Annotated in this window: 15 protein-coding genes; 3 read left to right on the top strand and 12 right to left on the bottom strand. The window is 44.1% G+C overall.

From position 1 onward, the window contains the following. Positions 1-26: 26 nt before the first annotated feature. The 12 genes from murC to NFI80_RS19815 all read right to left on the bottom strand — a co-directional run bounded on the left by murC (position 27) and on the right by NFI80_RS19815 (position 10,965). Complete coding sequence (gene murC / locus NFI80_RS19870) at positions 27-1,418, bottom strand: UDP-N-acetylmuramate--L-alanine ligase (RefSeq protein ID WP_235165962.1); 1,392 nt, start codon at positions 1,416-1,418, stop codon at positions 27-29. Between the two features lie 33 nt (positions 1,419-1,451). Then, positions 1,452-2,549, bottom strand: a complete 1,098-nt coding sequence (gene murG, locus NFI80_RS19865; protein WP_235165960.1) for an undecaprenyldiphospho-muramoylpentapeptide beta-N-acetylglucosaminyltransferase — start codon at positions 2,547-2,549, stop codon at positions 1,452-1,454. A 1-nt stretch (position 2,550) separates the two neighbouring features. Continuing rightward, positions 2,551-3,705 carry an FtsW/RodA/SpoVE family cell cycle protein gene (locus NFI80_RS19860; RefSeq protein ID WP_233799022.1) on the bottom strand — a complete coding sequence of 385 codons (1,155 nt, stop codon included), beginning with the start codon at positions 3,703-3,705 and terminating at the stop codon, positions 2,551-2,553. A 21-nt stretch (positions 3,706-3,726) separates the two neighbouring features. Next, positions 3,727-5,079: a UDP-N-acetylmuramoyl-L-alanine--D-glutamate ligase gene (gene murD / locus NFI80_RS19855; RefSeq protein WP_235165952.1), complete on the bottom strand. Its 1,353-nt coding sequence runs from the start codon at positions 5,077-5,079 to the stop codon at positions 3,727-3,729. 117 nt (positions 5,080-5,196) lie between these two features. Continuing rightward, positions 5,197-5,529 (bottom strand): large-conductance mechanosensitive channel protein MscL, encoded by a 333-nt coding sequence (mscL, locus tag NFI80_RS19850; protein ID WP_235161085.1) that lies wholly within the window; start codon positions 5,527-5,529, stop codon positions 5,197-5,199. Between the two features lie 25 nt (positions 5,530-5,554). Next, positions 5,555-6,478, bottom strand: a complete 924-nt coding sequence (locus tag NFI80_RS19845) for a DUF3078 domain-containing protein (protein WP_235165950.1) — start codon at positions 6,476-6,478, stop codon at positions 5,555-5,557. 93 nt (positions 6,479-6,571) lie between these two features. Continuing rightward, positions 6,572-7,174, bottom strand: coding sequence for an RNA polymerase sigma factor (locus tag NFI80_RS19840; RefSeq protein WP_235165948.1), 603 nt, complete (start codon positions 7,172-7,174; stop codon positions 6,572-6,574). Between the two features lie 135 nt (positions 7,175-7,309). After that, positions 7,310-8,146: a translation elongation factor Ts gene (gene tsf, locus NFI80_RS19835; protein WP_233799026.1), complete on the bottom strand. Its 837-nt coding sequence runs from the start codon at positions 8,144-8,146 to the stop codon at positions 7,310-7,312. Between the two features lie 184 nt (positions 8,147-8,330). Continuing rightward, entirely contained in the window at positions 8,331-9,164 is an 834-nt protein-coding gene (gene rpsB, locus NFI80_RS19830) for a 30S ribosomal protein S2 (protein ID WP_233799027.1), read from the bottom strand. 88 nt (positions 9,165-9,252) lie between these two features. Continuing rightward, on the bottom strand, positions 9,253-9,639 hold the full coding sequence (gene rpsI / locus NFI80_RS19825) for a 30S ribosomal protein S9 (RefSeq protein WP_026631735.1): 387 nt from the start codon (positions 9,637-9,639) through the stop codon (positions 9,253-9,255). A gap of 3 nt (positions 9,640-9,642) precedes the next feature. Beyond that, positions 9,643-10,086, bottom strand: coding sequence for a 50S ribosomal protein L13 (gene rplM, locus NFI80_RS19820; protein ID WP_026631734.1), 444 nt, complete (start codon positions 10,084-10,086; stop codon positions 9,643-9,645). Between the two features lie 165 nt (positions 10,087-10,251). Beyond that, positions 10,252-10,965, bottom strand: coding sequence for a hypothetical protein (locus tag NFI80_RS19815; RefSeq protein ID WP_235165947.1), 714 nt, complete (start codon positions 10,963-10,965; stop codon positions 10,252-10,254). 127 nt (positions 10,966-11,092) lie between these two features. Here NFI80_RS19815 and NFI80_RS19810 point away from each other — a divergent pair, with 127 nt between their 5' ends. The 3 genes from NFI80_RS19810 to NFI80_RS19800 all read left to right on the top strand — a co-directional run bounded on the left by NFI80_RS19810 (position 11,093) and on the right by NFI80_RS19800 (position 13,254). Then, positions 11,093-11,812 (top strand): 3-keto-disaccharide hydrolase, encoded by a 720-nt coding sequence (locus NFI80_RS19810; protein WP_235165946.1) that lies wholly within the window; start codon positions 11,093-11,095, stop codon positions 11,810-11,812. A 51-nt stretch (positions 11,813-11,863) separates the two neighbouring features. Continuing rightward, on the top strand, positions 11,864-12,667 hold the full coding sequence (locus NFI80_RS19805) for a Rossmann-like and DUF2520 domain-containing protein (protein ID WP_233799030.1): 804 nt from the start codon (positions 11,864-11,866) through the stop codon (positions 12,665-12,667). Between the two features lie 65 nt (positions 12,668-12,732). Further along, a complete protein-coding gene (locus NFI80_RS19800; protein ID WP_235161081.1) occupies positions 12,733-13,254 on the top strand; it encodes a KdsC family phosphatase in 522 nt (173 codons plus the stop codon). The last annotated feature ends 19 nt before the right edge of the window (positions 13,255-13,273 follow it).

The following is a 13,273-nucleotide window of genomic DNA, read 5'->3' as shown; positions in this document are numbered from 1 at the left end:
TCTTAGTAATATTAAAAATGCTTTGACTAATTATTCACAATTGAATTTTTCAGCAAGTTCCTGATCGGTTCAACCAATGTATCAATGTCTCCGGCCCCTATTGTCACCACAATATCCGTATTTAAATCAGCTAAAACGTTCAAAACTTTATCTTTAGTGATAAGTTGTTTCTCCTTTGCAGTGATCTTTTCCATCAGCATTCCCGAATTCACTCCTTCTATAGGCTGCTCCCTCGCCGGATAAATTTCCAGCAGGAGAAGCCGATCGGCCACCGAGAGGCTCTCGGCAAATCCGTCCGCAAAATCGCGTGTGCGGGTGAACAGGTGCGGCTGGAAAATTGCCGTTACATGTCTTCCCGGATACAGGCCCTTTACAGATGAAAGAAACGCTTCGATTTCCGTCGGATGGTGCGCGTAATCGTCAATGTAAATGTGTCCATCCTCTTCAAGCTGATATTCGAAGCGCCGTTTTACGCCGCCATAATTTTCGAGTGCTTCTTTGATTTTTTCCGGATCCACACCCACATGCAAAGCCACCGCGCTGGCTGCAACTGAATTTTCAATGTTATGGTAACCCGGGATCTTCATCGCAATTCCTTCGATCGTGCCGTCAGGATGGATGAGGTCAAAAACAAAACGCGCGTTTTCAATATGAATGTTTGCCGAATGATAATCTCCTGAATTGAGCGAATAGGTCAGCACTGTCGCTTTTGTCGATGAAGCCAGCTCCAATCCTTCACGCATAAAAAGCACGCCATTGTCGTCAATCTGGCTTACATAATCCCGGAACGATTCGAGCACATTTTCATGCTTTCCATAAATGTCCAGATGATCCGCGTCAGTGGAAGTAACAATGGCGATTTCAGGAAATAATGTCAGAAATGACCTGTCAAATTCGTCGGCTTCAACTACACAAAAAATTTCTTCCAGGTTGTCTGTTGGCTCATTGAGGAGGAGATTTGTCCCATAATTTTGAGTGATTCCCCCAAGAAACGCGGTGCTGTTTACCTTCGCATGGCGCAATATGTGTGCTACCAGCGAAGAAGTTGTTGTTTTTCCGTGCGTTCCGGCAACGCCAATTGTCCTCAGATTTTTGGTTAACAATCCTAAAACCTGCGAACGCTTTAAAATCAGGAAGTTATTATCCCGGAAATAGATCATTTGCTTATGCTGAACCGGAACTGCCGGCGTGTAGATCACAAGCGTTTCATCAGGATTTGCCGCGAATTCGGCTGGAATAGTGCCGATTTCATCTTCAAGCGTTACGGTAATGTCCTCATCTTGGAGCTTTTGGACTAATGTTGTCATTGTCTTGTCATAACCTGCCACATTGAAACCATTGGCCTTAAACCATCTTGCCAATGCGCTCATGCCAATTCCGCCGATTCCAACAAAATATATGTATTTCCAATTTGTCATAGATGACGACATAAGATCAATTCCTGAGGTTATTTACTTAATTAATTTAAAAACTTCCGCTGCAATGTCGTCAGCAGCATTGGGCCGGGCCAGCTTCCTGATGTTTAGCTTCAACCCGTCCTGTTTTGCAATATCCTTTAACAATTGAAGTGCCTGAGGGACAAGCTTTTCCATTGTTTCTGAATCTTTGATCATTAATGCCGCATCCTGCTCCACCAATGTCAATGCATTCTTCGTCTGATGGTCCTCGGCCGCGGCCGGAAATGGCACCAGAATAGCCGGTTTAGCAGCCAGACATAGCTCAGAAACAGACAATGCGCCTGCTCTGGAAATCACGACATCGGCAACCGCATAGGCCAGATCCATTGTATATATGAAATCGAAAGCTTTTATCTTATCTGTTCCAAGGCCTGCAATGGTTTGCTTGGCCGTATCAATGTAACTTCTTCCCGTTTGCCACAAAACCTGATAACCGGCTTCTAATAATTGAGGCAAGCCTGCATTTATACTCTCATTAATAGATCTGGCGCCAAGGCTTCCGCCCATGACAAACAAGGTCTTATGCCCACCATCCAGACCGAATTCGACCAGCGCCTCCTTATTTCTGGCAGAAACATCCACAATGTCACTCCTTACCGGATTGCCTAGCAGCGCGATCTTCTCAGCAGGGAAAAAGGCCTCCATGCCGGGATATGCCACACAGATTTTCTTCGCTTTTTTACTTAAAAACTTATTGGTAATGCCTGCATAAGAATTCTGCTCCTGGATCAATGTTGGGATGCCCGCCAGAGACGCCATCATGAGCAGAGGACCACTCGCAAAACCGCCCACTCCTACCGCAACATCGGGTTTAAAATCCTGAATAATGCGCTTTGCTTTGGACAGGCTGTTTAAAAGTTTGAACGGAACCAGGAGATTATCCAGAGACAAGGATCTCTTCAGACCTGCAATGGGTAAACCAACGATTTCGTAACCCGCACGCGGCACTTTTTCCATTTCCATTTTTCCCAAAGCTCCCACAAAAAGCACTTCGAGATCCGGATCTCTCTTTTGTAACGCATTGGCTATTGCAATGGCCGGATAAATGTGTCCGCCCGTGCCGCCGCCGCTGATAATGACCTTTTTTGACATTTTAAATCTTTTTCTCTTCTACTGTTTCCCCGCGGCTTACGCTCAGGATCATGCCCATTGCGATGCCGGTGAAGAGCAAAGACGTTCCGCCCTGACTAAAAAATGGTAATGTTTGCCCTGTAACCGGCACCAGTCCGACTGTTACGGCCATAGCCGAGAATGCCTGGCTAACGACAATGAATGTTAAACCGGCGGAAAGCAACCCGCCGAACGGGCGTTTGGTCGCTTCAATGGCCTTTAAGCCCCGGTATAAAAGAATGAGATAAAGAATAATCAGAATGGTGCCGCCCAATGTGCCGTATTCTTCCACGGCAACAGCAAAAATGAAATCTTTCTGAGGCTCTGGCAGGAAGCGGCGCTGGCGGCTTTTTGCTACGCCTTCTCCATACAATCCGCCGCGGGCCATGGCCATGTAGGATTGCTGGGATTGATATACAACAATGTCTTTGTCAAAAAACGCAGAAATCCGGTTTTGGGCTGTTCCAGATCGTTGTGTTGAATTAAGTAAAATGGCGATGGTTGCGAAGAAAACGAGGCCTAATGCCGTGAAAAACAGATAATGCAGCGGGACTTTGCCTACAAACATTAAAAGAAAGCAAATGCCCGCCAGCATTACTGCCGTAGAAACATTGCTAGTAAAAATCAGTCCGCAAACGATCCCTACCAATGCCAGCGGCTCTGTAAAAAGCTCTCTGGTGTTCCAGCCGCCTTTAATGTGCCTGGCCAGGATCAATGATAAATGCGCAATCAAAGCCACCTTCGCCCATTCCGAAGGTTGAAAACGCTGGCCTATGACCGGAATTTCTATCCAGCGGGCTGCATCATTCACCGACGTCCCGAAGAACATTGTGAAAATCAAAAGTAATATCGAACTCCAAACCGCGAGCCGGGTAACGTAAACGAATTTGATATAGGGAATGCGATGGACGAAATACATGACCATCAGCGACAGAAAGCACAACAGGACGTGTTTGTAAAGATAGTATTCGGTGTTTCCGTCCATCTGGCTGTACGCGTCCTTAACACTTGCGCTATACACCACCACAATGCTCCACATCAGCATTACAATGCAGATGCCCCAGATCCAGGGATCACCTTTCAGATTTTTGCTGAACCATGCTTGCGTGTCTTCTCTTGATTTGAGCAAGAAATCCATAATGGTAACCGGTAATGCTTATTAGTTATTATGAATGGTAAGATTTCTTACAGCAGTTTTAAATTTTTCACCCCGGTCCTCGTAATTTTTGAATAAATCAAAACTTGCGCAGGCGGGAGAAAGAAGTACGATATCCCCTGAAACACTCCACTGCTGCGCTTTATTTACCGCATCCTGGACGTCCTGGGTTATGTATATTTGAGGAGTAATTCCGGAAAAGTATCTTTCCAACTTTTCGGAATCTTTACTAAGAACTACTAAACCCTTCACTTTATTACGTACAAGCGCTTCTATCTGGCTATAATCATTGCCTTTGTCCACTCCGCCAGCAATTAAAATGATCGGTTTTTCAAAACTGCCCAATGCGTAAAATACAGAATCAACATTGGTTGCTTTTGAATCATTAATATAAGTCACACCATTGATAACTTCCACTAGTTCAAGCCTGTGCGGCGCATTAGTAAAGGATTTCAAGCCCTCTGAAATCTTCTCGGAACTAACGCCAACGAGCTGCGCAACGGCAATTGCGGACATTGCATTGATTGCATTATGTGGGCCTTTAATGGGTAATTCATCAAAAACCTGTTCAAATGAGCCGTTGGCAACATTTGAAATCAATTTTCCTTCATGCAGGAAAGCGCCTTCCGCAGGTTTATGGGCAAGCGATACCTTGATCTGATGAGAATCAATGTTGTGTTTGGAAAGCTCGGCCGCGATCACCTCACTATCTTTAAAAAAGATCAGATGATCTTCCGCAGTCTGATTTTGGACAATGTTGAATTTTGAGTTGATATAGTTCTGAAAATCATAGCCATACCGATCCAGGTGATCGGGCGTAATGTTTAGCAGAACAGCGATCTGCGGATGAAACTTTTCAATATTATCTAACTGAAAACTACTGATTTCCAGCACATAATAATCGAATTCCTTTTCAGCAACCTGCCACGCAAAACTGTCTCCAATGTTACCCGCAAGGCCAACATTGAGTCCCGCATTTTTTAGAAGGTGATAGGTAAGCAGCGTGGTGGTGGTTTTACCGTTGCTGCCGGTGATGGCGATTATCTTAGCATTGGTATAGCGGGAAGCAAACTCGATTTCCGAGATAACAGGAATTCCTTTTTCCTTCAATGCAACGATCAGCGCGACCGTATCGGGAATGCCGGGACTTTTGATAACGAGGTCACTTTCGAGAACCCTTGATTCTGAATGCATTCCCTGTTCAAACGGAATCTGCTCGCGGTCAAGGACGTCAATGTATTTTTGGTTCAATTGGCCACGATCTGATAAAAACACGTCAAAACCTTTTGATTTGGCAAGGATTGCAGCGCCGGTGCCACTTTCTCCCCCACCCAAAATAACGACCTTTTTTTGCACAAGACTTCTTTTAAACGTTGAACAAACACCATTGAACACGAAGGTAAATCTTTTCCAGAAATAAAAAACGAGACACATTAAATGCGCCTCGTTTTCTCATTTTTTATATAAAATTGTCTACTCTTTTTTGACCAGTGACTCCGAAATCCTGAGCCTGTTGGCGAGTTTTACGATCATGAAAATCACCCATGCAATGATGATAAACTGGATCAGAACCTGGATGAAATTACCGTATTTAACGGCCACCTCGGGCGTATCGCCCACGGCTTCTTTTAACACGATTTTCAACTGAGTGAAATCCACTCCGCCGATGATCAGACCCAAAATCGGGTTGATAATGTCTTCGACCAGGGAAGTCGTGATCTTTCCAAATGCAGCACCAATGACCACACCGACGGCCAGATCAAGGACATTTCCCTTAGCAATAAAAATTTTGAACTCCTGGAGCATAACAAGTTGAGGTTAGTTGGAAGAATTAAAATGAGTATAAAAATCCGATGCTTAAAGCCTGGGCAAACTGCACTTTGTTGCTTTGGTCGTCATCATAAAGCATAATGGCTCCCAAGTTAACATTCACATACTTGTTTATTTTCGCTGTCAGCATTGCGTCCAGCCGGTTATCAATGTTACCAGGTCTTTTGAAGCTGGAAAACATCAGATATCTGAATTTTAAATTCACGTCCTTGGCAATGTCTTTGTCAAAGTTCGCGACGATTTGTATCAAAGCAGCCTCGGTCCTGAAACTTTTTCCAATGGGCACTCCATAATTATTCTGGTCGGGTGTGTTGACGTACAGATTTTTATCCAGCACGATGGTCTGCCGTAGTGCGCCCGGCGCGAAATCAATAAAGAAATAAGACGCAGGACGAAATTCTATACCGATGGCTTCTGTCACATATGCCGGAGAAAATATTCCGGAAACCTTCTTTTTAGCATCCGTGGAATCGGGCGCAGCGGAATAATTATATCCGTCCCCAAATTGCGAGAGGAAGTTAACATTGGCAAAAAGGCTCCACTTTGAACCGATGGACCTATTATATTTCGTATCAAAAAATATGCGGTCAACATTCTTGCGGCTTTGCTGGCCTTTATTCCTTACAATCCCATATTGCGATTGAAAGTCATTCCGCCAGGCATTTTTCCCTTTAATCTTCTCATTAAGGGCATTGAAAAACAAGCCTAATGCAATAGAATTAACACCACCACCGGTCCAGTTTGAACTGAAAGAGCCCTGATTCAGATTAGCTCCGAATTCAATTTTTTTCCACGCCGTATCACCAGGAACCTTTAGTTTTCCTGCATTAAGCGGATTACTAAGGTCTACGGTTTGTGCTAAACCGGGAAGTGTTATCAAAAACACAAGAAAAATGAAGAAATAGCGTGAAAATGTTCCGCTCATTTGAGATGTGGTTAGTAAAAAATTGCAGAGCCTCAGCTCTAGGCTTACAGGAAGAGAAATTGCAACAGTAAGTAATCAATAGATTACCAGAATTCATAACTCCTGCCCGAAATTCACTGCATATGATATTTCAAGATAGATAATTCTCAACTTCTCACGGGAGCGTAAGAGCCTCATTTTAACCGCACTTTCTGTTATTTGGGACGTTGTTGCAATGTGCCGGATGCTCCGGTCATCCATATACTTCATGTATAGTAAGGCTTTTTCCTCCGCAGGTAATTTGTCGAGCGCTTGTTTTAGAATCTTAGTATTGACCTCCTCAGTAGTAAAAGCGCTGTCCAGATCTACGTGCTCAATGCAATCCGCATCTTCTGCATGCACAATGATCACTTTTTTTCTGTTGGATCGCATGAGATCCATGCAGTGGTTATACGTAACAGTGTAGAGCCAGGTGGAGAATTTTGCTCCTTTCTTAAAAGTATTCATTTTAAATACCAATTTAAGAAATACGTCGTGGGTAATGTCTTCTGCCTTGGAGGCGTCGCGCGTAAGTGAAAGGCATTTTTTGAATACTTTCAGCACATATCGGTCGTAAAGTTTTTCAAAATATCGGTTTTCCCCGGATTCCAGAAAAAGCTTAACCAATTCCTCGTCTGTTACATTATGCGGTGCATAATTTGCGAATTTGTCAACCATCTTAATTTAAATCACTGTATAGCGCGTGTCCAAAAAATTAATGGATTAATTAATTTTTGGTAAATATTAAAAAACAACGCCTGGTATACAAATAGATACCAGGCGTTGTCAACATTATTTTATAAGAAGTGCTTTCTAAGCGCCGATTGACACTCTTTTGAAAGATTTTACCGTTAAGCCCTTAGCAGTTTTTTCTAATAACTGACGAATTGTTAACGAAGAATCCTTTACGAATTCCTGATTCAACAATGTGTTGTCTTTGTAGAACTTCTGCAATTTTCCTTGTGCAATTTTCTCAAGCATTGCTTCTGGCTTACCTTCTGCTCTTGCTTGTTCTTTACCTACTTCGATTTCACGCTCAACAGTTGCAGAATCCACTTCGTCTTTATCCAAAGCGATAGGCTTCATAGCAGCGATCTGCATCGCAACGTCTTTACCAAGCTCGCTTACATCTGTTCCATTTACGCCTTCGAACGCTACCAGAACGCCCAATTTGCCGTTGGAGTGAATATAAGGAACAACTTTGTCAGCTGTTACATTTTCGTAAGCAGTGATTTCAAGTTTCTCTCCCAATTTACCTACCAGATCCACGATGTGCTCGCTAACCGGACGGCCGTCAGGCAATGTAGCAGAAAGCAAAGCGTCTTTGTCAGCAATGTTATCTGCTACGGCTTTGTCCAAAATGCTTTGTGCAAGATTTTTGAAATCTTCAACATTAGAAACGGGCTCAGTTTCGCAAGCAAATGCGATCAATTTACCATTTGTTCCGTCAGCGCTGATCTGTACAACCACTGTTCCTTCTGAAACTGCGTTGTCAGCACGTTTAGCTGCCACTTTTTGTCCTTGCTTACGAAGAATATCAACGGCTTTGTCAAAATCGCCATCAGCTTCCTGAAGTGCTTTTTTACAATCCATCATGCCCGCGCCGGTCATTTGGCGGAGTTTGTTTACATCTTGTGCGGTAATTGCCATGATCTATTTTTAATATTGGTTATTACTGATTTGAAAGGAAACGGCTGTTAATGCTGTGTTAGAAAACGATTAACAAATCCGCATCCGGTAGAATTTTAAAAAACTGTAGCCCATAGCAATAGGCTATGGGCTACTTTATCTGTTCAGACAGGAAAGGTCAGAAACCTATTCCGTATCGCCCTGATTACTCTTCATCACTTTCAGCAGCAACGCTTGTCTCAGCAGGCGCCTCAGCACGAGGAGCAGCCGCAGCTGTTTCTTCATTGCCTTTGTCAACCTGACGTTTCGCTTCTTCCTCCTCTACCATGCGCTGATCGTCTTTATCTTGTTTGCGTTCCATCAAACCTTCTTCGATTGCTTTTCCGATCGCCAAAGTGATCAATGAAATTGCTTTGTAAGCATCGTCATTGCTTGGGATTGGGAAATCAACTAATTCCGGGTTTGAGTTGGTGTCGCAGATTGCAAAAATGGGGATGTTCAATCTTTTTGCTTCTGAAACGGCAATGTGCTCGCGTTTTACATCAACGATGAAAAGGGCAGCAGGAAGACGTGTTAAGTCAGCTACACCACCTAACACTCTTTCCAATTTATCCTTTTCACGTGTAAGCATCAGGCGTTCTCTCTTCGCGATATTGCTAACCGTGGTTTCGTCTTTTAGCATCTTCTCAAGAGTCTGCATTTTTTTCAAAGACTTGCGAATTGTGCCGAAGTTTGTAAGCATACCACCCAACCAGCGATCAGTTACGTAAGGCATTTTAAGGCGTTTCGCCTCTTCCGTTACGATTTCCTGCGCTTGTTTTTTAGTAGCAACAAACATGATCTTACGTCCTGAACGAACGATTTGCTTCAACGCAGCCTCAGCGTCGTTAATGCAGCTCAATGTTTTGTTCAGGTCAATGATGTGGATCCCGTTCTTCTCCATGAAGATGTATGGAGCCATACGTGGATCCCACTTGCGGGTAAGGTGACCAAAGTGTACACCTGCATCCAATAGTTCTTTATATTCTATTTGTGCCATTACAGATTAATGTTTTGAAAAAATGTCTTAATAAAATTACGCAGCACAGCACATCGGGCACGATAAGTACTGTCTGGACATTTGAATATTAACGTTTCGAGAACTGGAATCTCTTACGAGCCTTAGCGCGACCGTATTTCTTACGTTCAACCATACGAGGGTCACGAGTAAGGAATCCTTCTTTTTTCAACGCGCCACGGAATTCTCCGTTGTATTCGCAAAGTGCGCGGGAAACAGCCATACGGATTGCTTCCGCCTGTCCTGAAATTCCACCGCCTCTTACATTTACTTTAAGATCATAACCATTGCCTCCGCTGATCACAGCAAAAGGTTGCTGAAGAACGATCTGGTGAACTTCAAATGGAAAGTATTCTTTGTAATCGCGACCGTTTACTTTGATATCTCCTTTACCGGGCGTCATATAAATACGGGCCACGGCTGTTTTTCTTCTACCTATTGTGTTGATAACTTCCATGAATTACAACTGGATTTCTTTTGGTTGCTGAGCGCTGTGCGGGTGTGTTGCATCAGCATAAACAAACAGATTTGTGAATAAACGACGTCCCAAACGGTTCTTTGGAAGCATGCCTCTTACGGCTTTCTCGATTACACGACCTGGGTGTTTTTCGAGCAACTCACGAGGAGTTTGAAAACGCTGACCTCCTGGGTAACCCGTATGACGAACATAAATTTTGTCGGTCATTTTCTTACCTGTCAACTTGATTTTATCGGCGTTGATAATGATAACATTATCACCACAGTCCACATGAGGAGTGTAATTTGCCTTGTGCTTGCCTCTGATAATTTTCGCAACTTCACTTGCCAAACGGCCTAAAATTGCATCCTGAGCATCCACAACAACCCACTCCTTGTTCACTGTGTTTTTGTTCGCCGAGATGGTTTTGTAGCTTAACGTATCCACGATTAACAAAAATTTAATTGATTTTCAATAAATTACACTGTAACAAGACAGTCCCATCGCAAAATGGGAGTGCAAATATAGAGTTTAACAAATTGAATAACAAGTATGTTTGTGAAATTTCACCGGCCATGAGGATTCAAGGCCGCTTTGATGCTAATACATCTCTTAATGTTGCAGCGGAAAACTCAGCGCAGCATACGGCATGCCATAGTTTTGTGAAACACGGCGTTGCTTATTGTCCAGGAACACCTTGCGGTCATCGGCCTTATGCGTGTGATACGCAATATGCCCGTATAAGTATCCGATTTTAAGCCCGATTCCCCTGGTCAGATAGATGCGTGCGTATGCCTCAGACTGTCCGTTATAGTTATCTAAAAATAAAGGCGCAGCATTGAAAATAACCGGCGAGGTTGATAACCATTGATTGTAATTAGGTGCGCCAACACCCGGCGTTGTCGTGGTTTTTTCGTAAAAAGCCTTTCTTTTTGATCCAAAAGATGCTCCTATAAGGTCTGTGTTAACGCCGAGATCTATTTTCCAAAATCGCAGGTTTGCCCCAACCACAAAGCTTAACCCATTGGCAGATACTTTTCTGTATTCCAGGTAATCCTGCGGAGAGCCGGTTTTTGTATATAAATTGGTCCGGTTAGCATAATAACCCCATGCTCTTATCCCCAGCCCAAGCCGGAACCACGGAACGCGGTTCAGACCTATCTGCTCATAATATAATACAGAGGGTGCCCAGGATTTATCATCGCTGAAACCGGTGCCGACGTCGATAACCGCACTGATCTGTGATTGGCCTTGGCCATAAACCTGAACTGTGCCGAGGGCTGCTGTAAGTGCTGCGAAAAAGCAGAAGAGCTTCATTCTAAACATTTTAAAAAATTTTAGTGTGAGAAATTTATTTTAACCAATATACCTGGATCCAAATATAGTTTACTGCATTTGAAGAATTGCGATATTGCGCCTTTCCCAATCCTAAACCTCATAAGTAATCATTCAGATGAAAAGTACTTTTTCAAAACATTATGCGACGGCCTTGCTGGCTTTCGCCCTCTCGCTGCAAATCAGCTTTGCGCAGGCTCCTGAAAATCTTTCATTCCGGCCGCTCTTCAATGGCAAAAACCTCGATGGGTGGATTGATGTAAACACGTCGAAGGAAACCTGGAAAGTAAAAAACGGAACATTGATCTGTTCCGGTAAGCCCATTGGCGTGATGCGGTCCGACAAGCAGTATGAAAATTTTATCCTGGAAGTGGAGTGGAAACATATGGAAGCAGGCGGGAATTCGGGCGTTTTCGTATGGAGCGAAGGCACGCCGCAGGAAAATGACCCGCTGACCAAAGCGGTTGAGGTCCAAATGCTGGAACTGGATTACGCGCCCCAGCACAATGCGACAGAAGATTACGTGCACGGCGAGCTGTTCCCGACCATGGGTATGACAGCCATTCCGGATAACCCCCGCGGCATCAGAAGCAAATCCCTCGAAAAGCGCTGTAAAGGCAAAGGCGAGTGGAATAAATATGTGGTGGTGTGTGTAGACGGAACCGTGAAGCTTTCTGTTAATGGCAAGTTTGTCAACGGTTTGCGGAACTCTGAAAGAAAACGCGGCTACATTTGCCTGGAAGCCGAAGGCGCTGAAATCCATTTCCGTAACATGCGCATTATGGAATTGCCCGATGGCATTACCAGCGCAGCACAAACCGCCCCGCTAGTCAACTGATTTGTGAAATTAACTTTATGCCATATCTTAGGCGGATATAACGTTTTGTGAATGAAAATCTCTTTCGTTGGTTCCGGAAACGTGGCCTGGCACCTTGCCCAGGCCTTTGAAGACGCCGGTCACTGGATTTGTGAAGTATATAGCCGCGACACCCAGAAAGCCCGCCAACTGGCTTCCTACCTGTATGATACCAACATTCAGCCGGACCTTAATTTTGCTGAAAGTGAAGCTGATCTCATCGTGATAGCCGTTTCCGATGATGCTCTGGAAAGTGTGATCGAACGCATCGTGCTCCCCGAAGGCGTAATGCTGGTCCACACCTCAGGAACCAGATCATTAGCAGAATTCCAGAACCTGGTCGAGATTTACAGCGACGTATATGTGCATACCGGTGTCTTTTACCCGCTTCAAACCTTCACAAAAGGATTGGAAATGGACTACAAAGAACTTCCATTTTGTATTGAATCAAAAAACGAACTGATTGAAAATAAGCTCATTCAATTGGCACAGAGCGTGAGTGACAATGTAAGCCGCATGGATTCCGATGAGCGCTTTATCCTGCATGTGGCAGCCGTATTTGCCAGCAATTTCACCAATTATCTTCTCACTGTTTCCCAAAATATGCTCGAAAGGGAACAGTTGAATTTTGATTTACTAAAACCCCTTATCCAAACCACCATTCACAAAGCATTGCTTTCCAATGATCCTTCGCTGGGCCAGACCGGGCCGGCAAGGCGTGGCGACTGGAAAACGACCAACCGGCATTTGGAATATTTGCAGGAAACCAATGAGGATTGGACGGAGATTTACAGGCTGCTGACGGATAAAATCAGGAACTTCTACATTTCAAAATAATAGGGACCCGTGCTGTCTCCTGAAAAGTTAGGCTATATTTGCGGGATTCATTATTCGGATTTTTCATGAATGCAGCACTAATAGACCGCTTTAAACGCATTACAACCTTTATTTTCGACATCGACGGCGTCATGACAGACGGCAGCGTGATTGCGCTGGAAAGCGGAGAACAGCCTCGTAGTTTTAATGTAAAGGACGGTTACGGCATCAATCGCGCGATTAAGATGGGTTACCGGGTGGCTATTATTTCTGCACAAAATCAAATGGGTGTCCGCAAACGGCTTGAATATCTGGGCGTATCGGACATTTTCATCGGAACTTCACCGGATGGGAAGTTGCCGATTTTTAAAAAATATCTCGAAGAAACCAATCTCACAGAAGACGAGATCGTGTTCATGGGCGACGATCTGCCCGATTATGAAGTGATGCGGACCAATGTGCTGAGCGCCTGCCCGGCAGATTCGGTGGACGAAATCCTCGCATTATCCGACTATATATCTCCTAAAAACGGCGGTCACGGCGCAGTACGCGACCTGATCGAACAAGTAATGAAGGCTCAGGGCAAATGGATGGCTTGGTTTCAATAATCTTCAAAAGCAGAAATCA

Origin of the sequence: Dyadobacter chenhuakuii, assembly GCF_023821985.2 — a bacterium.
GTDB lineage: Bacteria > Bacteroidota > Bacteroidia > Cytophagales > Spirosomataceae > Dyadobacter > Dyadobacter chenhuakuii.
Note: the sequence above shows the minus strand (reverse complement) of the source record. Positions and strands in the feature narration are given on the sequence as shown.

Coding starts and splice junctions, on each gene's coding strand:
- mscL (WP_235161085.1), bottom strand. CDS start 5,529: ATGCTCCAGGAGTTCAAAATTTTTATTGCTAAGGGAAATGTCCTTGAT.
- NFI80_RS19805 (WP_233799030.1), top strand. CDS start 11,864: ATGAAAATCTCTTTCGTTGGTTCCGGAAACGTGGCCTGGCACCTTGCC.
- rpsB (WP_233799027.1), bottom strand. CDS start 9,164: ATGGCACAAATAGAATATAAAGAACTATTGGATGCAGGTGTACACTTT.
- murC (WP_235165962.1), bottom strand. CDS start 1,418: ATGACAAATTGGAAATACATATATTTTGTTGGAATCGGCGGAATTGGC.
- NFI80_RS19860 (WP_233799022.1), bottom strand. CDS start 3,705: ATGGATTTCTTGCTCAAATCAAGAGAAGACACGCAAGCATGGTTCAGC.
- NFI80_RS19810 (WP_235165946.1), top strand. CDS start 11,093: ATGAAAAGTACTTTTTCAAAACATTATGCGACGGCCTTGCTGGCTTTC.
- NFI80_RS19840 (WP_235165948.1), bottom strand. CDS start 7,174: ATGGTTGACAAATTCGCAAATTATGCACCGCATAATGTAACAGACGAG.
- tsf (WP_233799026.1), bottom strand. CDS start 8,146: ATGGCAATTACCGCACAAGATGTAAACAAACTCCGCCAAATGACCGGC.
- NFI80_RS19845 (WP_235165950.1), bottom strand. CDS start 6,478: ATGAGCGGAACATTTTCACGCTATTTCTTCATTTTTCTTGTGTTTTTG.
- rpsI (WP_026631735.1), bottom strand. CDS start 9,639: ATGGAAGTTATCAACACAATAGGTAGAAGAAAAACAGCCGTGGCCCGT.
- NFI80_RS19800 (WP_235161081.1), top strand. CDS start 12,733: ATGAATGCAGCACTAATAGACCGCTTTAAACGCATTACAACCTTTATT.
- NFI80_RS19815 (WP_235165947.1), bottom strand. CDS start 10,965: ATGTTTAGAATGAAGCTCTTCTGCTTTTTCGCAGCACTTACAGCAGCC.
- murG (WP_235165960.1), bottom strand. CDS start 2,549: ATGTCAAAAAAGGTCATTATCAGCGGCGGCGGCACGGGCGGACACATT.